Genomic DNA, 22,664 nt, shown 5'->3' with positions numbered 1-22,664 from the left:
GGCAATGATTAATGGCTAATGATGATATCGAATAGCTCTTGATCGCTTTGAGCTTTTCTCAGTTGTTTGAGAACAGTTTTATCATTTAAACGCGCTGCCATACATGACAATGTGTTTAAATGTTCTTTACACTGTGCGTCTGGCACCAACAGGGCAAACATGAGGTCAACAGGGCGATTATCGATGGAGTTGAAATCGACGGGCTGTTGGCATTGCAGTAAAACGGCGACGGCTTTGTCGCTGTCTTGCATTCTCGCATGGGGAATGGCTATTCCGTTGCCAATTCCTGTACTTCCGACTTTTTCGCGACTTAGCATACATTCGAACAGTTCTGTTGGATTTTGTCCGGTATGTTCTGCGGCAATCTCACTAATAATTTCTAAAGCACGTTTTTTGCTTGTGCATTGGACTGCACTTTTGGTGCAGTCCAATGTCAATACTTCGTTGATTTGCATGTTAGTGGCTACTTAGTTTTTCTTTGTGTTTGTTCAACTGTCTAACCAGTTTATCGACCAGAGCGTCGATTGCAGCGTACATATTCTCATCGTCTGCTGCAGCGTGAATCTCGGCTTGGTTCACATGGAGCGTAGCTTCTGCGATTTGGTTTAATTTTTCAACTTTTAAAATGACATTAATACTATTTATATGGTCAAAAAAGCGCTCTAGCTTTTGGAACTTACTCTGAACGTAGTCTTGCATTGCGTCAGTAACATCGACATGGTGGCCTGTAATTTGAATTTGCATAGACTTTCCTTCTTGGTTAGTGGCCCTATAGTAGGCGTTTACGCTGACTGGAAGGGGCAATGCCCAACGATTCACGGTACTTAGCGATGGTTCGTCTAGCTACCTGAATTCCTTGGTCAGCCAGTTGGGTAGCAATTTTGCTATCACTCAATGGCTTGGCTGGGTTTTCCGCAGCGACAAGCTTCTTGATTAAGGCTCGAATCGCAGTAGAGGAGCATTCCCCACCGTTGTCTGTAGAGACATGACTCGAGAAAAAGTACTTAAGTTCAAAAATTCCACGGGGTGTATGCATGTATTTCTGTGTTGTTACACGAGAAATGGTGGATTCATGCATTTCTACAGCTAAAGCTACGTCATTGAGAACCATCGGCTTCATTGCTTCTTCGCCATGCTCAAAGAAATCGTGTTGATGTTCGACGATACACTTTGCCACTTTGAGCAGGGTTTCATTACGGCTCTCAAGGCTCTTAATTAACCATTTCGCTTCTTGAAGATTGGAGCGAATGTATTGACTATCTGGGCTATTACCCGTTCCAAGTTGTGCATACTGCTGATTCACTTTGAGCTTCGGTGCACTGTCTGGATTTATTTGTACCACCCATTTACCATGATCTTTGAAAACCGACACGTCAGGTACAACGTATTCTGTTTCGTCAGGTGTAATCTTGCTACCCGGACGTGGGTCGAGTTGCTGAATCAGTTTTAACACTTCTCGTAATTCAGCTTCTTTAAGCTTAGTCTCTTTGATGACAAGCTTGTAGTCACGATTACCGAGTTGGTCGATGTGGTTGGTAAGGACTAACTTGGCTTCTGTAAGCCATGGAGTATCTTCTGGATACGTTGCTAGTTGCAGCAACAAGCAGTCTTGTAAGTTAACCGAGGCAACACCCAGAGGATCAAATTGCTGAACGCGTTTTTTTACCGCAACCACTTCGTCCAGTTCGACATCTTCAATATCAAGACTGTCTAAGATCTCTTCGCAGCTTAGGGTGAGGTATCCGTAGTTATCGACAGCGTCGATGATGGCGAGAGCAATGGCGCGATCGATTTCCGAGAAAGGGGTTAGACCTAACTGCCAAACAAGATAGTCTTGCAGAGACTGAGTGGTTTCACCTTGGTAGATAGGCATGTCGTCGTCAAGGGCGATACCGGTATTCCCCGTGTTCGCGCTGTAGACGTCATCCCAAGTGGTATCCATTTCTAGTTCGTTAGAAATTTCCGATTTCTCTATCTGTTCTGAGCTATCTTTTAGATCAGGTTCGCTAAGGATGTCGGCGCTGACTTCGGCCTCTTCTTTGCCTTCAGATGAGTTCTTTTCTTCGTTGGCCGGTACGTCATCCGTTGACTCTTCAACATCGAGTAAGGGGTTAGAATCTAACGCCTCTTGAATCTCTTGTTGCAGATCAAGCGTCGACAACTGCAGCAAGCGAATAGCCTGTTGCAGTTGAGGTGTCATCGCTAATTGTTGACCTAGCTTGAGTTGTAATGAGGGTTTCATTAAGTGTTGTTGGCCTATTATTAAAAATTTCTACACACGCCTATTTAATCATAGTCTGAATTGTTCACCGAGATAAACCTGTTTTACATGCTCATTATTGAGAACATCTTCCGGTGAGCCTTCGGCAATGAGATGACCTTGGCTAACTATGTAGGCTTTTTCACAAACATCCAATGTTTCGCGAACGTTGTGGTCAGTTATCAAAACACCTAAGCCTCTGTCGCGCAAGTGTTCTATAATTTTCTTTATATCAATAACTGAGATTGGGTCAACCCCAGCAAAGGGTTCATCAAGCAGAATAAACTGCGGGTTTGCAGCCAAAGCTCTAGCGATTTCTACTCGTCTTCTTTCACCACCGGAGAGAGCCATACCTGCACTTGCTCGAATATGCTGGATATTAAACTCATCCAATAAATCTTCTAGTCGGTCTTGGCGTTCCTCTTCAGTCAGCTCTTTTCGCGTTTGAAGTACCGCCATGATGTTGTTTTCAACACTCAGTTTACGAAAAATAGAGGCTTCTTGAGGGAGATAACCAATCCCCATACGCGCACGGCTGTGCATAGGAAGTACGCTGATGTCTTCGCCATCGATAGAAATGGTCCCTTCATCTCGCGCAACTAAGCCGACAATCATATAAAACGAGGTGGTTTTTCCTGCTCCGTTAGGACCAAGAAGACCGACAATCTGTCCAGATTCAACCGAGAGACTAACGTCGGAAACGACCTTTCTATTTTTATAACTTTTCGCTAAGTGAGATGCTTTTAATAGCGCCATAACTGTGCTGCTTACTCTTGAATTTGTTGCGGTTGTAGTACGGTAGATACACGCTCTTTGGAGCTACCATCGGCGATCAGTTTTTGGGTTGAAATACTGTAATTGATCGTCGTACCACGGATAGTGTTGCCATCTTGCGCTAGCATTGCATTACTGGTCATTGTCAGACGATCTTGCTTGAGTGAATAACGCAACGTGTCAGCTTCGCCTTTCAGTTCTTTGCCATCGTCTGTTAATTGGGAAAATGTCGCAGGCTTTCCGAAACCCTCGATATCTTGAATTTCCCCCGTCTTTGCATCGCGAGTGACGATAATCTTATCGGCATTAATGTTGATGCTTCCCTGTTTCAACTTAACATCACCGGCAAACGTCACTTGATTACTCTTCATATCAAGCTGTTGTGTATCTGAATCAATATAAACGGGCTGCTTTGTATCCGTTGATAGAGCAAAGGCAGAGGCCGAAAATAAAACACAAAGACTAATACTGAGGTGAGAGAATTTCATATTTGCTGTTCACTTTTTTGTAGAGCTCGGCAAGGTGATTGGCAAAATTTCCTTTCATTGCCGCACCTTGCGTTTCAAATTGTGGGCCGAGTAGAAGGGTGTCAGTATCCGCCCAAAAGTCGCGATTGTCTAACTGAATACCCATCTGCTCTGTTGATAAAGTATCGAAACCGGATTCAGGTAACAGATTTCTAGCAATCACATTACCATAAAGTGTCAATACTTCATCCTTATCTAATACTGCTCGGTTTGCTGATATTTCCCATTCCTGCGTGCTGCCATCAGCGAAAATACGCAATACGGGGTAATCAAAGATTGTCTCTTCTTTTTTAGCAAAGTGAGAAAGATGTGACGAACTAATGCTATAGCTGCGCATACCATTATTGGTGTAAGCCACGTTTTGAAGATTGCGCGCGTTGAATGCAGGCATTTCAATGCCTGGATTCACGGTAATAACCGAATCATCTTCGTTAGTCCAAAGGTAGTAGCCACAACCGATGGAAATCAACACCAGTACCCCATATAGAATACGAGACAAACTCATATACTGAGACCCTTATGAGTCTCTAGTTCGCCTTTTGCTTCTAATATCAGGTCACACACTTCACGTACCGCGCCCCGTCCGCCAGGAATGGTTGTGGTATGGATCGCTTTACGTTGCAGCAATGGGTGCCCATCAGCAACGCAGACTCCCAGCGCGACTTTTTCCATTACTGGCCAATCAATCAAGTCATCACCAATGTAGGCGGTGTGCTCAGGAGCGATATTCAGTTTAGAAACAATATCCTGATACGCTTGGAGCTTATTGTCTTGTCCTTGATAGATGAGTTCTATGCCTAAAGCATTCATGCGATTTTCGACGATTTGAGACTGTCTACCGGTAATGATCGCGATTTCGATGCCAGCATTCATTAATGACTTAATGCCATAGCCGTCACGAGTATGAAAGGTTTTCAGTTCTTCGCCCTGGTTGCCCATAAAGACCAAACCGTCAGAGAACACACCGTCGACGTCGCAGATTAATAGCTTTATCTTGGCGGCAATCTCGACAATGTTTTTATCTACTGGACCATAAAGTGTTTCAATTTTTTGTGTCATTAGACGACCCCTGCTTTTAATAGATCATGCATATTTAATGCGCCCACTACTTTGTCTTGTCCCGCTAGTTTACCTTGTTCGACTAAGATTAAACCATTGATGTTCTTGGACTGCATAAGATGGAGACCCTCTGCCGCTAATAGGTGTGGAGAGGTCGTGGTTGGGTTTTCTGTCATGACTTCACCAATTTTAGTGGTGTGAATATCGATGCGCTTATCTAAAATACGCCGCAAATCACCGTCGGTGAATAGACCCAATAGATGTTGATGTTCATCAATGATGGTGGTCATACCTAAACCTTTATCAGAGATTTCTAATAGCGCATCGCGGACTAAGGTGTCGGCACTGACAGTCGGTAATGCATCACCAGAGTGCATAATATCGCTTAATTTTAGTAGTAATTTACGACCTAATGCCCCACCAGGATGAGAAAGGGCAAAATCCTGTTCATTAAATCCACGCGCTTCAAGCAGCGCGACCGCCAAGGCGTCCCCCATCACAAGAGTGGCGGTTGAACTTGAGGTCGGTGCTAAACCGAGAGGACAAGCTTCTTTAGGAACTGTAATTTGTAAGTGGAAGTCAGACAGTTTAGCCATGCTTGATTCTGGTTTTCCAGTCATGCTGACGGTGCGAATACCCAAGCGCTTAAATACTGGAAACAAACCCAAGATTTCATCCGATTCGCCTGAGTTTGAAATTGCGATCACGAGGTCTTTGGCTTCAACCATACCAAGATCGCCATGCGCTGCTTCGCCGGGATGAACAAAAAATGCTGAGGTGCCCGTGCTCGCGAGCGTCGCCGCTATCTTTTTGCCGATGTGACCGGATTTCCCCATGCCCATGACAATGACTTTACCTGCATGATTGAGAATAGTGTCACAAACGGCAGCAAATTGGTCATCGAAATAGTGTTCAATATGTTTCAGCGCTTGTACTTCAATATCCAACACCCGCTTAGCACTTTGGATATAATCAAATCTAGACATGAAATTCGCCCTTATGCTGCCATGTTTGCAAATAGATAAACCTGATAACCAATGAAGAGCACGATTAGGATGCCACCTTCAATGCGATTAATGCTCTTGGATTTGCCTAAGGCCATCACCACTAACAGTAAAGAAACCGCTAGCATAACCCAGAAGTCACGCCCCATTGCATATTCACTGAGTACCGAAGGATTGATAAGACCTGGTAGTCCCATTACGGCAAGGATGTTAAACACGTTGGAGCCGATAATATTGCCCACAGCCATATCATCTTCGCCTTTCAATACGCCAGCAAGAGAAGCGGCCAGTTCAGGCAAGCTGGTACCGATAGCGATGATGGTTAAACCGATCACGAGATCGCTCATTCCGAAATACTGAGCAATCGTGACCGCACTATCAACCAATCGATCGGCGGCGAGTGGTAGCACAATTAAGCCGATCACAACCCACATGGCAGCTTTGCCGTTGCTAACGCCCTCTGGTACTTCAGACTCTTGCTCTTCGAGCATGGCATCGCTGCCGCCTTTGGCTTTTTCTGCTTGGCTGATTCTTAGCATGGTGATGATAAAGGCTAAAAATAGTACAACGAGTAATACACCTTCATAGAAGCCCAAATAGTTATCCCAAAGTAGGGCGCCAGCAATGAGTGTGACAACAATCATCAGCGGCAGTTCTCGCTTAAGCACCGCGGAAGAGATAGATAAAGGCTTGATAAGTGCAGTAATACCTAAGATAAGTGCGATATTGGCAATGTTGGAGCCTAAGACGTTGCCCACTGCGGTGTCAGTTTTTCCATCCAGTGCGGCAGTCGCAGATACCATCATCTCAGGAGCGGATGATCCCATCGCTAGAATCGTCATACCAATAACGAGGGGGGATATCCCAAAGTTCCTTGCTAAAGCAGCTGACCCAAAAACCAGTTTGTCTGCACTCCAGACTAGAAAAACCAGACCAATAATAAGAAAAACGACAGCTTCAAGCATTTGGGATATCCATGGTGTTTAATAAAGATATTTGGCGGCTAATTCTACGGCTTGCGTGCCAAAATGGAAGTATATCAATCAATAAATTAGTAATTATACCGCGTCTGGCCTTGTTGCACTCATGCTGACGGTTATTGGGTATAAGTTAAGTCTACAACTAAAATTTATGGAGTCGCATTATTTAGCCCTCTCAGCATTATCTCGTCGTTCTCGCATTTTGCGTCTTTAACCACGTTAAAATGGGTAAATTTTTGATATAGAGCATTTATTGTAGATGAAATTATGTCAGTAATTGTATCCTCGGGTTTCATTCATCTTCAGGTCAGACTAATATTGATGCTTCTTGATTTCCGGTTCATCAGAAAGGAATGGTATGTTAAACAATAGCTTGGTGTCAGTGAAAGGTCTCTCTTTTACTCGCGGAGAGCGTGTTATCTTCGATGACATCAGCTTGGATGTGCCTAGAGGAAAAGTCACCGCGATTATGGGACCGTCAGGGATTGGTAAAACGACATTATTAAGATTGATCGGCGGTCAACTTCAACCGGATAAAGGTGAGATCTGTTTTGAATCCGACAACATTCCTGCCTTGTCTAGAAAACGCCTTTACCAAGTACGCAAAAAAATGGGCATGTTGTTTCAGTCGGGAGCACTCTTTACTGACCTCAATGTACTGGAAAATGTGGCATTTCCTCTTCGAGAGCATACGGAACTTAGCGAAGAAATGATTCGAACGTTGTCGCTGCTTAAGCTAGAAGCCGTAGGTCTACGTGGTGCTTCACAGTTAATGCCCAGTGAATTGTCTGGCGGTATGGCTCGGCGAGCAGCGTTGGCAAGGGCGATTGCTCTTGATCCTGAGTTAATCATGTATGACGAACCGTTTGTTGGTCAGGACCCGATTACTATGGGAATTTTGGTTGAGCTTATTGGTAAGTTAAATCGTGCCTTGAACCTCACCTCTATTGTCGTCTCTCATGATGTTCCAGAGGTGATGTCGATAGCTGATTGGGCTTATTTGTTGGTCGATGGACGTATTATCGCTCAAGGCTCGCCGGAAGATTTGCGTAATAATCCGGATGCGGGTGTTCAGCAATTTTTGCAAGGAAACTCGGATGGTCCGGTGCCATTTCGCTTTCCTAGCCCACCGTTAGCTGAGGAGTTGTTTTCGTGATGTCCGATTGGATACAAAGCTTGGGTCATAAGACGTTATCCCTATGTTATGCATGGGGGCGAGCTACATTTATGTTGATGGGAGTGTTGTTTGCCAAGCCTCAGCCAAGTAAGCATTTTCCCCTGCTACTCAAACAATTGCATAACTTAGGTGTACAGTCTCTCGCGATTATTGTGGTTTCTGGTCTATTTATCGGTATGGTGTTGAGCCTGCAAGGCTATATCGTGCTGGTGGACTATGGTGCAGAAGGAAGCCTGGGACAGATGGTTGCGCTATCGCTGCTAAGAGAGTTGGGACCTGTCGTGACGGCGTTGCTTTTTGCTGGACGTGCTGGCTCTGCCTTGACGGCAGAAATTGGTCTAATGAAAACAACAGAGCAACTCTCTAGCTTAGAAATGATGGCAATAGACCCCATTCGTCGAGTGGTGTCGCCACGATTTTGGGCGGGTGTGATCTCGATGCCTATGCTGGCGATGATTTTTATGTCGGTCGGGATTTTAGGCGCGCATGTTGTTGGGGTTGACTGGAAAGGCGTGGATCACGGCAGCTTCTGGTCTGCAATGCAGTCATCGGTTGAGCTTGGCAAAGATATTGGTAATAGCTTTATCAAATGTGTTGCCTTTGCTATTACCGTCACTTGGATTGCTCTATTTAATGGTTATGATGCCTTGCCGACTTCCGAAGGTATTAGCCGTGCAACCACCAAAACGGTGGTTCACTCATCACTGGCTGTTTTAGGCCTAGATTTTATTCTTACCGCCCTCATGTTTGGCAGCTAAATTTAAGGATTATTCGATGCAACAAACACGTAAGTTGGAATTATGGGTTGGTAGCTTTGTTCTTATTGGGCTTTGCGCCATTTTGTTTATGATTTTTCAAGTTGCTGACGTAAAGGGGTTAGGTTCAAGCGATACTTATACCCTAGAAGCTCGCTTCGATAATATCGGCAGTTTAAAAGTTCGCTCCCCAGTTAAAGTTGGGGGAGTGGTTGTTGGCCGTGTTAGCGCTATCCAGTTAGATAAAGAAAGTTATCTACCGACGGTGACGTTAGCGCTAAATAGTGATTATCAGTTCCCTGAAACGTCGAGTGCGCAGATTCTTACCTCTGGATTGATCGGTGAGCAATATATCGGACTAGTACCGGGTTTCATTTTTGACGATGAAGGCTATTTATCCGATGGCGACCGTATCGAAGACACCAAGTCTGCTCTAGTCTTAGAAGATATGATCGGCCAGGTATTGTATAGCATTAGCGGCAGTGATGATTCGAAGTAGGAGCAGTAGTATGTTTAAGAAGTATTTTTCGTGGTTGGCTGTAATCGTGGTTTCTTTTGGTAGTGTTGCTGCGGATATCGAGATTGATAGAACCGATCCTTACAACATGATGCAGCAGGTATCAATGCATGCGTTTGGTCGTTTGAAATCCGAGCAAGATAAGATAAAAGCCGATCCTGACTACCTAAAAGTGGTGGTAAATGAAGAGCTGATGCCTTACGTCAATGACCGTTATGCCGCACTTAAATTGTTAGGTCCTAATCTAAAAGGGGCAAAACGTGAGGATGTATTGACGTTTATCAATGCTTTTCATGGTTATCTTGTGACTTCGTATGCTCAAGTTTTAACTCAGTACGATGGTCAAGAGATCCGTTTTGGAAACCGACCGGTCATTGATGATCAAACCAGCATTGCAGGTGTGCAAGTGACCATCTTGGACAGCCCAAGACCGAATATTAGACTTGAGTTTAAACTGCGCAAAGATAAAAAATCGGGCGAGTGGAAGGCCTTTGATATGATTGCGGAAGGCGTGAGTCTGCTATCTAGCAAGCAATCAGAGTGGAATAGTAAGATTCGCCAAGAGGGGATTTTGTCTGTTGCAGAAGAGCTACAAAGATTAGCGGATACTCCAATTCGCGTTGAAGGTAGTAAGTAATGTCATCGGCAACGATTGAAGTTATTGAAGCGAGTAACTATCGATTGAAAGGGGACATCACACATACCAGTGTGCCGTTCTTGTGGCAGCAGGTAATGAGCTTGCCGTTTGCGGTTGAGCAGTTGGAGGTGTCATTGCAGCATACAACGCGCTTTGATTCTGCGGGACTCGTGATGTTAATTCACTTATTAGAGCATGCAAAAAATCGAAAGTGTCATATAATGCTCAGCTTCATACCGAAACAACTAGAAATATTAATCGAATTATACAACCTAGATTCGGTGATTGAGAAACATATTTAGGAGTATCTTGTGGATAGCACAAAAGTACAGGAACTATTGCAAAACGCATTAAATCTTGCAGAGCTACATGTAAAGGGTGAAGGTAGCCACTATGAGGTAATTGCTGTTGATGCGCAGTTCGACGGCATGAGCCGTGTCAAGAAACAACAGCTGATCTACGGACCTCTTATGGAATATATTCAGCGTAATGACATCCACGCAGTTTCAATTAAAGCCTACACACCAGAAGAGTGGGCTCGTGATAAAAAGCTGATGTCTTTATAAGGTTTTATTGATGGATAAGTTTCAAGTTATTGGATCGAACCAACCACTATCTGGTGAGGTATCGATCTCAGGCGCCAAGAATGCAGCGCTTCCTATCTTATTTGCTTCGATTCTGGCAGAAGAGCCAGTAGAAGTAGCGAATGTCCCACATCTTCGTGATATCGATACCACGATGCAACTTCTGACTCGTTTAGGTGCCAAGGTGCGTCGTAATGGTTCAGTACATGTCGACGGCAGCGGGATCAACGAGTTTTGCGCCCCTTACGACTTGGTAAAGACCATGCGTGCGTCGATTTGGGCATTGGGTCCACTTGTAGCGCGTTTTGGTCAGGGACAGGTTTCTCTTCCGGGTGGATGCGCTATCGGTGCTCGACCGGTTGATTTGCATATTCACGGTCTTGAAGCACTCGGTGCTGACATCACATTAGAAGATGGCTATGTAAAAGCAAGCGTTGATGGTCGTCTTAAAGGTGCTCATGTCGTAATGGACAAAGTGAGTGTTGGTGCCACTATTACAGTGATGTGTGCAGCGACTCTTGCCGAGGGTACTACGGTATTGGACAACGCAGCTCGTGAACCAGAGATTGTTGATACCGCGGACTTCTTAAACCAAATTGGTGCCAAGGTTTCAGGCGCAGGTACAGATACGATTACCATTGAAGGTGTCGAGCGTCTTGGTGGCGGTCAACATACTGTTGTTGCAGACCGTATTGAAACCGGTACCTTTTTAGTCGCAGCGGCGGTCTCCGGCGGTAAAGTCGTGTGTAAAAATACCAATGCACACCTTCTTGAAGCCGTATTGGCCAAGTTAGAAGAAGCGGGTGCCAAGATTGAGACCGGAGATGATTGGATCTCACTTGATATGACGGGTCGTGAATTACAAGCTGTTTCGATTCGCACCGCACCACATCCGGGTTTCCCAACGGATATGCAGGCTCAGTTTACTTTGCTTAATATGCTGGCCAAGGGCGGCGGTGTGATCACCGAGAACATTTTTGAAAACCGCTTTATGCACGTACCAGAGCTAATGCGCATGGGGGCGAAAGCCGAAATCGAAGGCAACACAGTGATTTGCGGTGATGTAGAGTCGCTAAGTGGCGCTCAAGTCATGGCGACAGACTTACGTGCATCGGCAAGTTTAGTGATTGCCGGCTGTATTGCGCAAGGCGAGACGATCGTCGACCGTATTTATCATATCGATCGTGGGTATGAAAAAATAGAAGATAAGTTGTCTGCTTTAGGTGCAAACATAAAGCGTGTCGAAGGATCGGAATAAATAGCCAACAATGTAATGAGCCGGAACCCTTTGGTTTCGGCTCTTTTTTGAATGGAATGTCGGAGTAAAAAATGATTGCTTTGATTCGCTGCATTGCTGTAGCGATTTTTGCGTGTTTAATGTTTATTTTTGGGTGTGGATACTGTCTGCTAAGCCCAAGAAATCCAAAGCACGTCTTCAGATTTGGTCGCTATTTTGGCGCGATGTCCAAGGTGTTTGGTATCAAATTGGAACTGCGTCTGCCCGAAGATGCGTATCAGCGTGGTCAGCATGTCTATATCGCTAACCACCAGAATAACTGGGACCTTTTCACTGTATCTTCTGCGGTCACTCCGAATGTGGTGACCGTGGGTAAAAAGAGTTTAGTATGGATGCCACTATTTGGTCAGCTCTATTATCTAACCGGTAATATTTTGATTGATCGTGCCAACCGTAGCAAAGCGAAAGGAACGATTGATCAGGTTGTCGACAGTATAAAAAGCAGTAATCTGTCAGTGTGGATGTTCCCAGAAGGCACACGTTCGCGTGGTCGAGGGTTACTTCCTTTTAAAACAGGTGCATTTCATGCTGCAATTGGCGCCGATGTTCCCGTGATTCCTATCGTTTGCAGTAGTACCAATCACCTCAAATTGAATAAGTGGAATAATGGTCACGTTATCATTGAGATGCTGCCACCAGTTTCTGTTGAGGGGTATGAAAAAGAGAATGTTCGCCAACTAGCTGAAATCTGCCGTCAACAGATGGAAGAGAAACTTGCCCAACTTGATGAAGAAGTTCAACAGCGCAATATGCAGTAATGTAGTTGGGTGCTAAATTAAGCGGGATAAAAAATGAGGAGGCATTGCCTCCTCATTTTTTAACTTATGCCATCTGTCTGTTTGGACTAGTACGAACGTGTGTAAGATAGAGAGGCAAGCCAACAAAACAGAACCCTCCGACCAAGTTCCCCAATGCTGTTGGTAGTTCATTCCAGATTAAGTATTCAGCAACAGTAAAATCTCCGCCCATAATCATAGAGAATGGGAATAGGAACATGTTAACAATTGAGTGTTCGAAACCCATAAAGAAGAACAGCATGATCGGCATCCACATCGCCAACATTTTACCGCCAGCCGTGGTTGATATCATCGCGCCAACGACGCCCATTGACACCATCCAGTTACATAGCATGCCCCTTATAAAGATAGTCAGCCAACCCGTTGTACCATGAGCCTGATAACCCACCGTCCGTGATTCACCGATAGCACTCACTTTCGCAGCAATAGCACCGCCATCAATTTTATAACCATAAGTCAGTATAAAAGACATCATCACAGCAACGGTTAGTGCGCCAGCAAAGTTACCCACAAAGACTAGTCCCCAGTTTCTGAGTAATTGCTGCATGTTAACGCCGGGTCTTTTATCTATGAGAGCAAGTGGTACTAGAGTAAAAACACCAGTAAGAAGGTCGAATTTCATTAAATAGAGCATGATAAATCCAACGGGGAAGAGAATCGCGCCAACCAGAGCTGAACCAGATTGAATGGTTACTGTGATCGCAAACATGGCGGCGAGAGCCAGAATAGCGCCGGCCATAAAAGCTCTAATTAAGGTATCTTTTGTTGACATAAAAACTTTCGACTCTCCAGAGTCGACCATCTTTTTCACAAACTCATTGGGTTCTAAATAAGCCATATAGCATCCTTGTATTAATAAATAGACTCTATAGAATTAACGCAAAGTACGTGCCACTTCACATAATGCTGTAACCGGTTGAAATAAATTGTAATATTTGCAAGTGGTCAGTTATTAGATGTCGATTTGCTTTAAATTTAAGCAATGGATGTTTAGATACTGTGCATGAAAAGTCTTAGATAGACGCAGTGAAAGCATGAAAGAATTAGATGAATTAATGTTAAGAGTTAACTACAATTCGCCAACGAGATAATAATGAAGCAAAGAGGTAATGTGGCTAGCATTAAAGTTTCGGTAGAACGTCTTCAGCCAGGATTACATGTACGTCTTCCCCTGAAATGGAATGAGCATCCATTTCTTTTTAATACATTCAAGATCAAATCCCAAGACCAGATACATGTCATTAAGCATCTGGGGCTAAAGTATGTCTTCGTAGCACCCGAGCTCAGTGATGTTGCGCCACGAAGTTTTGAAGAAATAAAGCCGGAAGAACAAGCTCCTCAAGATGATGCTGCTCAGAAACTATGGGCAGAGAAGCAAAAACGCATTGAAGAGTTGAGCCGTTACAGGCGTCGCGTAGCAAAGTGTGAAAAAGAATTTGAACGTTCACTGGCGCAGATTCGCTCAGTGATGGCAAAACTACGCAATAGACCAGAGCAAGCCGCGCAAGAGGCTCAGTTTCTGGTTGAAAATATTGTCGACACACTGTTAGCCGAAGAAGACGTTGCACTACATCTTGTCGGTAGCAAAAGCGAGTTTGAGGACGTCTACTTTCACAGCCTGAATGTTGCAGTTTTATCAATGATCATAGCGAAAGCTAAAAAAATGAATAGTGAGCAGATAAAACAAGTGGCGATGGCCGCTCTATTTCATGATATTGGTAAAATTAAGATCCCACCCGCTATATTGAGAAAGGTGACGCCACTGACTGATCCCGAACTCAATTATTATAAAATGCATACCAAGTATGGCGTCGACCTTGCCAATAAAATAGAAGTGCTGTCAGAAACCACGATCAAAGTGATCGACCAACACCATGAAAAGTTTGATGGTAGTGGTTACCCGAAAGGTTTAAAGAAAGAGCAGATCCACCCAGTGGCACAGATCATTGCTGTCGCCAACGCCTTTGATAATCTCTGCCACCATAATATTCCAAGTGAAAAGAAGATACCTTATGCGGCACTGTCCTACTTATTTAAGCAGTGTAGGCACGAGTACAATCAAGAAAACCTCAATATCTTGATCAAGTATATGGGAGTTTACCCACCTGGAACCATTGTCAGACTCACCAACAAGATGGTTGGGTTGGTTGTATCTGTAAATAGCGGCAACCTATTAAACCCGAATGTACTCCTTTATGATCCAAATGTTCCAAAGATGCAGGCTCCGATTATCGCCTTAGAAGAGAAAGAACTAAAAGTCGATAAAGTCATACATCCAGATAAATTGCCGCCGGAAGTAAGAGAATACCTGAACCCGAGGAGCCGAGTTTCTTACTACTTTGAAAGTGACAAAGGCTAAAATTAACCAGAAAATGGTCGCTTTTGCGCTTTTGTGCCTATTAAAGAACCAAACGCAATAAAAAATCCATTTTCAGTAAAAAAAGCCTTGCCAAGATGAATCCGATCTCTATAATGCACCCTCGCTGACACGGGAACGAGGCATTAAAACCTCTACCAAATCAGTGACAGGTCAACCTCCTAGAGGTTAGAGAAATTAAGTTGAAAAAAGTGGTTGACACAACAACTTATCTCGCTAAAATGGCCGTCCGTTTTGAGAGAAGCTCAAAACAAGCTCTTTAACAATATAAACCTATCAATCTGTGTGGGCACTCGTTGATGATAATCAAAAAGAGATACTTCGGTATCCATTTAGATTTCAATGAACTGAGTGACCAATCAAGTCGAAAGACTTGGCACAGTCAATTCATTGTTGTTCTGTTGGAACAACAATAGCTTTAAAATGACTTCTTACTTTCGAGTAAGGACAGTTTTGAAGTCAGTATTCGTTGAGTCTCCCCTATTTCATAGGGAATCAAAATCTTAAATTGAAGAGTTTGATCATGGCTCAGATTGAACGCTGGCGGCAGGCCTAACACATGCAAGTCGAGCGGAAACGAGTTATCTGAACCTTCGGGGAACGATAGCGGCGTCGAGCGGCGGACGGGTGAGTAATGCCTGGGAATATGCCTTGATGTGGGGGATAACCATTGGAAACGATGGCTAATACCGCATAATGCCTTCGGGCCAAAGAGGGGGATCTTCGGACCTCTCGCGTCAAGATTAGCCCAGGTGGGATTAGCTAGTTGGTGAGGTAATGGCTCACCAAGGCGACGATCCCTAGCTGGTCTGAGAGGATGATCAGCCACACTGGAACTGAGACACGGTCCAGACTCCTACGGGAGGCAGCAGTGGGGAATATTGCACAATGGGCGCAAGCCTGATGCAGCCATGCCGCGTGTGTGAAGAAGGCCTTCGGGTTGTAAAGCACTTTCAGTCGTGAGGAAGGGGTATACGTTAATAGCGTATGTCTTTGACGTTAGCGACAGAAGAAGCACCGGCTAACTCCGTGCCAGCAGCCGCGGTAATACGGAGGGTGCGAGCGTTAATCGGAATTACTGGGCGTAAAGCGCATGCAGGTGGTTCGTTAAGTCAGATGTGAAAGCCCGGGGCTCAACCTCGGAACTGCATTTGAAACTGGCGGACTAGAGTACTGTAGAGGGGGGTAGAATTTCAGGTGTAGCGGTGAAATGCGTAGAGATCTGAAGGAATACCGGTGGCGAAGGCGGCCCCCTGGACAGATACTGACACTCAGATGCGAAAGCGTGGGGAGCAAACAGGATTAGATACCCTGGTAGTCCACGCCGTAAACGATGTCTACTTGGAGGTTGTTCCCTTGAGGAGTGGCTTTCGGAGCTAACGCGTTAAGTAGACCGCCTGGGGAGTACGGTCGCAAGATTAAAACTCAAATGAATTGACGGGGGCCCGCACAAGCGGTGGAGCATGTGGTTTAATTCGATGCAACGCGAAGAACCTTACCTACTCTTGACATCCAGAGAAGCCAGCGGAGACGCAGGTGTGCCTTCGGGAGCTCTGAGACAGGTGCTGCATGGCTGTCGTCAGCTCGTGTTGTGAAATGTTGGGTTAAGTCCCGCAACGAGCGCAACCCTTATCCTTGTTTGCCAGCACGTAATGGTGGGAACTCCAGGGAGACTGCCGGTGATAAACCGGAGGAAGGTGGGGACGACGTCAAGTCATCATGGCCCTTACGAGTAGGGCTACACACGTGCTACAATGGCGCATACAGAGGGCGGCCAACCAGCGATGGTGAGCGAATCCCAAAAAGTGCGTCGTAGTCCGGATTGGAGTCTGCAACTCGACTCCATGAAGTCGGAATCGCTAGTAATCGTAGATCAGAATGCTACGGTGAATACGTTCCCGGGCCTTGTACACACCGCCCGTCACACCATGGGAGTGGGCTGCAAAAGAAGTGGGTAGTTTAACCTTCGGGAGGACGCTCACCACTTTGTGGTTCATGACTGGGGTGAAGTCGTAACAAGGTAGCGCTAGGGGAACCTGGCGCTGGATCACCTCCTTAACGATAAGATTATTGCGATGAGTGTTCACACAGATTGATGGTTTATAGATTAAAGACGATACTGGGTCTGTAGCTCAGGTGGTTAGAGCGTTCGCCTGATAAGCGAGAGGTCGGTGGTTCAAGTCCACTCAGACCCACCAATAGTCCTAACGGATTTTGGCATACAGTATCAACACCTGATGGGGCTATAGCTCAGCTGGGAGAGCGCCTGCCTTGCACGCAGGAGGTCTGCGGTTCGATCCCGCATAGCTCCACCATCTTTAAGCGCATTAGTGATAGTGTCTTTAAAAATGGTTTCCTTCTTTATAGAGAAGGTGAAACATTGCTCTTTAACAATTTGGAAAGCTGACGAATAACAACAATCCCCTTATCTTTAGATAAGCGTTGTTATTCAAATAAAAGTTCTCAAATCCTAGTGATTCTTTTTCAATAAAGAATGATTAGGTACCAACACACATTCAAGTGTTCTTGGAAACAACATAACTTCGGTTGTGTTTGTTCACTTTTTGCTTCTGCTTTTTTATAAAAAGCGGAAATAAAGAGTTATTTGAGTCCGGCAAAATCAAAGCTATCTCGCTCATTCAAATAATGAGATAGCGACTTTGGTTGTTTAACGACAGCGCCAAGATTTCTTTAGAAACTCTTTGGGGTTGTATGGTTAAGTGACTAAGCGTACACGGTGGATGCCTTGGCAGTCAGAGGCGATGAAAGACGTAGTAACTTGCGATAAGCCCAGATTAGGTAGTAACAACCTGTGAGTCTGGGATGTCTGAATGGGGAAACCCACTAGCATAAGCTAGTATCATTAACTGAATACATAGGTTAATGAGGCGAACCGGGGGAACTGAAACATCTAAGTACCCCGAGGAAAAGAAATCAACCGAGATTCCGAAAGTAGCGGCGAGCGAAATTGGATTAGCCCTTAAGCTTTTAGCGCGTCAGGTGAAGAGTCTGGAAAGTCTCGCAATAAAGGGTGATAGCCCCGTAACCGACAACGTGCAATCAGTGAAAACGAGTAGGGCGGGACACGTGATATCCTGTCTGAATATGGGGGGACCATCCTCCAAGGCTAAATACTCCTGACTGACCGATAGTGAACCAGTACCGTGAGGGAAAGGCGAAAAGAACCCCTGTGAGGGGAGTGAAATAGAACCTGAAACCGTGTACGTACAAGCAGTAGGAGCCTCTTTTATGGGGTGACTGCGTACCTTTTGTATAATGGGTCAGCGACTTATATTCAGTAGCAAGGTTAACCGAATAGGGGAGCCGTAGAGAAATCGAGTCTTAACTGGGCGTCGAGTTGCTGGATATAGACCCGAAACCAGGTGATCTAGCCATGGGCAGGTTGAAGGTTGAGTAACATCAACTGGAGGACCGAACCGACTAATGTTGAAAAATTAGCGGATGACTTGTGGCTAGGGGTGAAAGGCCAATCAAACCTGGAGATAGCTGGTTCTCCCCGAAAGCTATTTAGGTAGCGCCTCGGACGAATACTACTGGGGGTAGAGCACTGTTAAGGCTAGGGGGTCATCCCGACTTACCAACCCTTTGCAAACTCCGAATACCAGTAAGTACTATCCGGGAGACACACGGCGGGTGCTAACGTCCGTCGTGGAGAGGGAAACAACCCAGACCGCCAGCTAAGGTCCCAAAGTATAGCTAAGTGGGAAACGATGTGGGAAGGCTTAGACAGCTAGGATGTTGGCTTAGAAGCAGCCATCATTTAAAGAAAGCGTAATAGCTCACTAGTCGAGTCGGCCTGCGCGGAAGATGTAACGGGGCTAAGCTATACACCGAAGCTGCGGCAATAACTTTTAGTTATTGGGTAGGGGAGCGTTCTGTAAGCCGTTGAAGGTGAACTGTAAGGTTTGCTGGAGGTATCAGAAGTGCGAATGCTGACATGAGTAACGATAAAGGGGGTGAAAAACCTCCTCGCCGGAAGACCAAGGGTTCCTGTCCAACGTTAATCGGGGCAGGGTGAGTCGACTCCTAAGGCGAGGCCGAAAGGCGTAGTCGATGGGAAACGGGTTAATATTCCCGTACTTCTTACAATTGCGATGGGGGGACGGAGAAGGCTAGGTGGGCCTGGCGATGGTTGTCCAGGTTCAAGTGCGTAGGCTGAAGGTTTAGGTAAATCCGGACCTTCTTAAGGCTGAGACACGACGTCGAGCATCTACGGATGTGAAGTCATTGATGCCATGCTTCCAGGAAAAGCCTCTAAGCTTCAGATTGTAAGGAATCGTACCCCAAACCGACACAGGTGGTCGGGTAGAGAATACCAAGGCGCTTGAGAGAACTCGGGTGAAGGAACTAGGCAAAATGGTACCGTAACTTCGGGAGAAGGTACGCTCTTAGCGGTGAAGTCCCTAGCGGATGGAGCGGCCGAGAGTCGCAGATACCAGGTGGCTGCAACTGTTTATTAAAAACACAGCACTGTGCAAAATCGTAAGATGACGTATACGGTGTGACGCCTGCCCGGTGCCGGAAGGTTAATTGATGGGGTTAGACTTAGGTCGAAGCTCTTGATCGAAGCCCCGGTAAACGGCGGCCGTAACTATAACGGTCCTAAGGTAGCGAAATTCCTTGTCGGGTAAGTTCCGACCTGCACGAATGGCGTAATGATGGCCACGCTGTCTCCACCCGAGACTCAGTGAAATTGAAATCGCTGTGAAGATGCAGTGTACCCGCGGCTAGACGGAAAGACCCCGTGAACCTTTACTACAGCTTGGCACTGAACATTGACCCTACATGTGTAGGATAGGTGGGAGGCTTTGAAGACGGTACGCTAGTATCGTTGGAGCCGTCCTTGAAATACCACCCTTGTAGTGTTGATGTTCTAACTTAGACCCCTTATCGGGGTTGAGGACAGTGCCTGGTGGGTAGTTTGACTGGGGCGGTCTCCTCCCAAAGAGTAACGGAGGAGCACGAAGGTGGGCTAATCACGGTTGGACATCGTGAGGTTAGTGCAATGGCATAAGCCCGCTTGACTGCGAGAATGACAATTCGAGCAGGTGCGAAAGCAGGTCATAGTGATCCGGTGGTTCTGAATGGAAGGGCCATCGCTCAACGGATAAAAGGTACTCCGGGGATAACAGGCTGATACCGCCCAAGAGTTCATATCGACGGCGGTGTTTGGCACCTCGATGTCGGCTCATCACATCCTGGGGCTGAAGTCGGTCCCAAGGGTATGGCTGTTCGCCATTTAAAGTGGTACGCGAGCTGGGTTTAGAACGTCGTGAGACAGTTCGGTCCCTATCTGCCGTGGGCGTTGGAAGATTGAAGGGGGCTGCTCCTAGTACGAGAGGACCGGAGTGGACGAACCTCTGGTGTTCGGGTTGTCATGCCAATGGCATTGCCCGGTAGCTAAGTTCGGAATCGATAACCGCTGAAAGCATCTAAGCGGGAAGCGAGCCCTGAGATGAGTCTTCCCTGGCGCTTTAAGCGTCCTAAAGGGTTGTTCGAGACTAGAACGTTGATAGGCAGGGTGTGTAAGCGTTGTGAGGCGTTGAGCTAACCTGTACTAATTGCCCGTGAGGCTTAACCATACAACACCCAAAGGGTTTTGATGGACTCAAAGCAAGAACAGATTGAATGTGTGAGAACTTAATCAGCTTTCCAGATTTTTACCTTTAGCTTTTTTAAAGCTGAAAGTAAGCAAGAATTTGCTTGGCGACCATAGCGTTTTGGACCCACCTGACTCCATTCCGAACTCAGAAGTGAAACGAAACAGCGCCGATGGTAGTGTGGGGCTTCCCCATGTGAGAGTAGGTCATCGCCAGGCTTTAAACATTGTCTATTTAAAGCCCTTTTTTGGTCAGACTTTAGATAGTACCACTGCGGAGTGGTAGTTCAGTTGGTTAGAATACCGGCCTGTCACGCCGGGGGTCGCGGGTTCGAGTCCCGTCCACTCCGCCATTTATTTAGAAAAAGCCCTAGCAGCAATGCTAGGGCTTTTTCGTGTCTGTTGTTTGTATCCACCAGCCAATAGAAAATGCCCTTCCGATAGTTGCTGAAACCCTAACATTCACCACCCACTCGATACCTTGCCTACTGCCTAGCACCTATTTCCTATCACCATCATTCTTTCGAAGGAATGACCCTACCTCAAGCAAGCTATACACTCGCTTTAACAAATCACAGAGCAATAAAAAAGGCAGCTTAATGCTGCCCTTGTCGTATTCCAAACTAACTCTGACTATTCAAAAAGCTCTTCATGGAGTGCTTTCACCGCTTGCTTAGCCTCTTGTTCATCGAGTAAGAAGCAGAGATTATGAGGGCTTGCTCCGTAGCAAATCATGCGAATATTAAAGTCGTCTAATGTATCGAATACTTCAGCCGCCGATCCTTTGGTTTCACTCATGTTATTGCCGATCAGTGCAATTAGGCTGAGTCCTTGCTTTACTTCAACGGTGCACAGTTGTTGTAGCTCTTCTAGAGTGGCTTGAGGCAGTTGTGGTGCACCGCCAGCGGTATCGGTTTGATCCAAGGTTAAGGACACGCTGACTTCTGATGTCGTCACCAGGTCAACAGAGATTTTATGTTTAGCGAGTACCGTGAATACATCCGCTAAGAAGCCATACGCTTGGAACATCTTAGGATTACGCAGTGTCACCATGGTTTGGTTATTGCGTAGTGCTAACGCTCTAAATAGCGGCGCACTTTGTACACTTTGCTTGACCCAAGTTCCCCCTTCTCGAGGCGCTTTAGAAGAGCCGACAAAAACTGGGATTTGATGGCGAAGAGCAGGGAGTAGCGTCGACGGATGCAGAATTTTTGCACCGAAGTTTGCCATCTCTGAAGCTTCACTAAAGCTAATTTCCGGAATTGGACGAGCGTTAGGCGCAATTCGTGGGTCCGTGGTATAGATCCCCGGAACATCGGTCCAAATCTCTAGACCGGAAGCTTGCACCGCTTCGGCAATAAGAGCTGCGCTATAGTCACTGCCACCACGCCCAAGCGTTGTAGTATCGCCTTCATCGTCAGAACCAATAAATCCTTGTGTCACGACAACATGCTCATTGCAAAGAGGAACCAGTTTATGTTCTGCTGCTGCTCTGGTGGCTTCAAGGTTAGGCTCTGCTTTACCAAAGTCACTGTCTGTTTTTAGAACTTCGCGAATATCGAAGCGTACCGCGTTGATACCTCGTTCTTGCATCAATCGGGAAAGTATATGTGTCGACATGCGTTCACCGCAGGCAACAAGATGATCAGTAAGCTTTGCGGTCGCATCAATGCAAGCCGCTTCAGATAGGGTAGCAACCTTATCAATTAAAGCGTCAACGCGAGCTTCAATGGCGCTCGCATCAGATAGCTGCCCCATGATGTTGTAGTGAATGTGTTTTAATTGCTTAATGAGTTCGGCACGACGTACATCGTCTTTTACACCATTAGCAAGTTCGACCAAAATATTGGTGACGCCTGAGCAGGCGCTGCTAACAACGAGTCTTGTTTGTGGGTTGTTTTCGATGATTTCTGCACAACGGCTCATTGCTTCGAAGTTGGCGACGCTAGTTCCACCAAATTTAGCGACATTGAATGCGCTCACACTGTTTCTCCAAGAATTCCAAAAATTAAAGCGGGCTTATAGCCCAACATCCGATGTTTGAAGAGAAATTAGAGCAGAGGAATAAGAAAGTAACAATAGACCTCAGAAGCTCCTCACCAATAGGTTGGTGACAGTTAAAGGGATTCAGCCCGTTTAACCGACAAACTAAAACCGACAATTCTAGTCCATCTCGGCACTGCTCCCCATAGATAATAGGTATTGGAGTTGTGGCTCCACATATTACCTGCCTGGGCAGTGCTCCTCTTCTGCTTGATAGCTTCACCATTCAACGTGTTTCGTCGTGAAATGTCAATAA

20 protein-coding genes, 3 tRNA genes, 3 rRNA genes and 1 riboswitch are annotated in these 22,664 nt (G+C 45.8%); of the genes, 15 read left to right on the top strand and 11 right to left on the bottom strand.

Going from position 1 to position 22,664, the window contains the following annotated elements:
* Positions 1–8 precede the first annotated feature (8 nt).
* Genes ptsN through L9Q39_RS12355 form a run of 9 tightly spaced genes read right to left on the bottom strand, consistent with a single transcriptional unit; the run spans position 9 to position 6,589 of the window.
* Positions 9–455 carry a PTS IIA-like nitrogen regulatory protein PtsN gene (ptsN, locus tag L9Q39_RS12395; RefSeq protein WP_237485342.1) on the bottom strand — a complete coding sequence of 149 codons (447 nt, stop codon included), beginning with the start codon at positions 453–455 and terminating at the stop codon, positions 9–11.
* Position 456: 1 nt separating this feature from the next.
* Positions 457–744 (bottom strand): ribosome hibernation promoting factor, encoded by a 288-nt coding sequence (hpf, locus tag L9Q39_RS12390; RefSeq protein WP_237485341.1) that lies wholly within the window; start codon positions 742–744, stop codon positions 457–459.
* Positions 745–769: 25 nt separating this feature from the next.
* Positions 770–2,242, bottom strand: coding sequence for an RNA polymerase factor sigma-54 (locus L9Q39_RS12385; RefSeq protein WP_237485340.1), 1,473 nt, complete (start codon positions 2,240–2,242; stop codon positions 770–772).
* Positions 2,243–2,290: 48 nt separating this feature from the next.
* Positions 2,291–3,016, bottom strand: coding sequence for an LPS export ABC transporter ATP-binding protein (gene lptB / locus L9Q39_RS12380; RefSeq protein WP_237485339.1), 726 nt, complete (start codon positions 3,014–3,016; stop codon positions 2,291–2,293).
* An 11-nt stretch (positions 3,017–3,027) separates the two neighbouring features.
* Positions 3,028–3,522 (bottom strand): lipopolysaccharide transport periplasmic protein LptA, encoded by a 495-nt coding sequence (gene lptA, locus L9Q39_RS12375; protein ID WP_237485338.1) that lies wholly within the window; start codon positions 3,520–3,522, stop codon positions 3,028–3,030.
* Positions 3,497–4,066, bottom strand: a complete 570-nt coding sequence (gene lptC, locus L9Q39_RS12370; protein WP_237485337.1) for an LPS export ABC transporter periplasmic protein LptC — start codon at positions 4,064–4,066, stop codon at positions 3,497–3,499. The genes lptA and lptC overlap by 26 nt, the downstream gene beginning before the upstream one ends.
* A complete protein-coding gene (gene kdsC, locus L9Q39_RS12365) occupies positions 4,063–4,620 on the bottom strand; it encodes a 3-deoxy-manno-octulosonate-8-phosphatase KdsC (RefSeq protein WP_237485336.1) in 558 nt (185 codons plus the stop codon). The genes lptC and kdsC overlap by 4 nt, the downstream gene beginning before the upstream one ends.
* Complete coding sequence (locus L9Q39_RS12360; protein WP_237485335.1) at positions 4,620–5,606, bottom strand: KpsF/GutQ family sugar-phosphate isomerase; 987 nt, start codon at positions 5,604–5,606, stop codon at positions 4,620–4,622. Before L9Q39_RS12360 ends, kdsC begins: the two co-directional genes overlap by 1 nt.
* Positions 5,607–5,617: 11 nt before the next feature.
* The gene (locus L9Q39_RS12355) at positions 5,618–6,589 is read right to left on the bottom strand and encodes a calcium/sodium antiporter (protein WP_237485334.1); all 972 of its coding nucleotides are present in this window, start codon (positions 6,587–6,589) and stop codon (positions 5,618–5,620) included.
* Positions 6,590–6,962: 373 nt separating this feature from the next.
* On the opposite strand from L9Q39_RS12355, the gene mlaF reads away from it, so the two are divergent.
* The 8 genes from mlaF (at position 6,963) to L9Q39_RS12315 (ending at position 12,329) form a co-directional block, all read left to right on the top strand.
* Positions 6,963–7,760 (top strand): phospholipid ABC transporter ATP-binding protein MlaF, encoded by a 798-nt coding sequence (gene mlaF / locus L9Q39_RS12350; protein WP_237485333.1) that lies wholly within the window; start codon positions 6,963–6,965, stop codon positions 7,758–7,760.
* Positions 7,760–8,539, top strand: coding sequence for a lipid asymmetry maintenance ABC transporter permease subunit MlaE (gene mlaE / locus L9Q39_RS12345; protein WP_237485332.1), 780 nt, complete (start codon positions 7,760–7,762; stop codon positions 8,537–8,539). The genes mlaF and mlaE overlap by 1 nt, the downstream gene beginning before the upstream one ends.
* A 16-nt stretch (positions 8,540–8,555) precedes the next feature.
* Positions 8,556–9,035, top strand: a complete 480-nt coding sequence (gene mlaD / locus L9Q39_RS12340; RefSeq protein ID WP_237485331.1) for an outer membrane lipid asymmetry maintenance protein MlaD — start codon at positions 8,556–8,558, stop codon at positions 9,033–9,035.
* 10 nt (positions 9,036–9,045) lie between these two features.
* Positions 9,046–9,690 carry an MlaC/ttg2D family ABC transporter substrate-binding protein gene (locus tag L9Q39_RS12335; protein WP_237485330.1) on the top strand — a complete coding sequence of 215 codons (645 nt, stop codon included), beginning with the start codon at positions 9,046–9,048 and terminating at the stop codon, positions 9,688–9,690.
* A complete protein-coding gene (locus tag L9Q39_RS12330; RefSeq protein WP_237485329.1) occupies positions 9,690–9,992 on the top strand; it encodes an STAS domain-containing protein in 303 nt (100 codons plus the stop codon). The genes L9Q39_RS12335 and L9Q39_RS12330 overlap by 1 nt, the downstream gene beginning before the upstream one ends.
* 9 nt (positions 9,993–10,001) lie before the next feature.
* Positions 10,002–10,256: a BolA family iron metabolism protein IbaG gene (gene ibaG, locus L9Q39_RS12325; RefSeq protein WP_237485328.1), complete on the top strand. Its 255-nt coding sequence runs from the start codon at positions 10,002–10,004 to the stop codon at positions 10,254–10,256.
* A gap of 10 nt (positions 10,257–10,266) precedes the next feature.
* Entirely contained in the window at positions 10,267–11,532 is a 1,266-nt protein-coding gene (gene murA, locus L9Q39_RS12320; protein WP_237485327.1) for a UDP-N-acetylglucosamine 1-carboxyvinyltransferase, read from the top strand.
* A 71-nt stretch (positions 11,533–11,603) separates the two neighbouring features.
* Positions 11,604–12,329, top strand: a complete 726-nt coding sequence (locus L9Q39_RS12315) for a 1-acylglycerol-3-phosphate O-acyltransferase (RefSeq protein ID WP_237485326.1) — start codon at positions 11,604–11,606, stop codon at positions 12,327–12,329.
* 64 nt (positions 12,330–12,393) lie between these two features.
* Here L9Q39_RS12315 and L9Q39_RS12310 read toward each other — a convergent pair whose 3' ends face one another.
* A complete protein-coding gene (locus tag L9Q39_RS12310) occupies positions 12,394–13,206 on the bottom strand; it encodes a formate/nitrite transporter family protein (protein WP_237485325.1) in 813 nt (270 codons plus the stop codon).
* 273 nt (positions 13,207–13,479) lie between these two features.
* On the opposite strand from L9Q39_RS12310, the gene L9Q39_RS12305 reads away from it, so the two are divergent.
* The 7 genes from L9Q39_RS12305 (at position 13,480) to L9Q39_RS12275 (ending at position 20,718) form a co-directional block, all read left to right on the top strand.
* Entirely contained in the window at positions 13,480–14,727 is a 1,248-nt protein-coding gene (locus L9Q39_RS12305; RefSeq protein WP_237485575.1) for a cyclic di-GMP phosphodiesterase, read from the top strand.
* Between the two features lie 523 nt (positions 14,728–15,250).
* Positions 15,251–16,803 (top strand): 16S ribosomal RNA (locus tag L9Q39_RS12300).
* 63 nt (positions 16,804–16,866) lie between these two features.
* Positions 16,867–16,943 (top strand) — tRNA-Ile (locus L9Q39_RS12295).
* Positions 16,944–16,984: 41 nt separating this feature from the next.
* A tRNA-Ala gene (locus tag L9Q39_RS12290) sits at positions 16,985–17,060 on the top strand.
* A 399-nt stretch (positions 17,061–17,459) separates the two neighbouring features.
* Positions 17,460–20,348: ribosomal RNA gene (locus tag L9Q39_RS12285) — 23S ribosomal RNA — on the top strand.
* A gap of 120 nt (positions 20,349–20,468) precedes the next feature.
* Positions 20,469–20,584, top strand: a 5S ribosomal RNA gene (gene rrf, locus L9Q39_RS12280).
* The 16S, 23S and 5S rRNA genes sit together here with 3 tRNA genes alongside, the layout of an rRNA operon.
* A gap of 57 nt (positions 20,585–20,641) precedes the next feature.
* Positions 20,642–20,718, top strand: a tRNA-Asp gene (locus tag L9Q39_RS12275).
* A 280-nt stretch (positions 20,719–20,998) separates the two neighbouring features.
* Here L9Q39_RS12275 and lysC read toward each other — a convergent pair.
* Positions 20,999–22,348: a lysine-sensitive aspartokinase 3 gene (lysC, locus tag L9Q39_RS12270; RefSeq protein WP_237485324.1), complete on the bottom strand. Its 1,350-nt coding sequence runs from the start codon at positions 22,346–22,348 to the stop codon at positions 20,999–21,001.
* Positions 22,349–22,446: 98 nt separating this feature from the next.
* Positions 22,447–22,622: riboswitch (Lysine riboswitch) on the bottom strand.
* Positions 22,623–22,664 lie beyond the last annotated feature (42 nt).

Source organism: Vibrio hippocampi, assembly GCF_921292975.1.
In the GTDB taxonomy this organism is placed as follows: Bacteria; Pseudomonadota; Gammaproteobacteria; order Enterobacterales; family Vibrionaceae; genus Vibrio; species Vibrio hippocampi.
The sequence above is the reverse complement of the archived record's forward strand: the minus strand, read 5'-3'. Positions and strand labels throughout refer to the sequence as shown.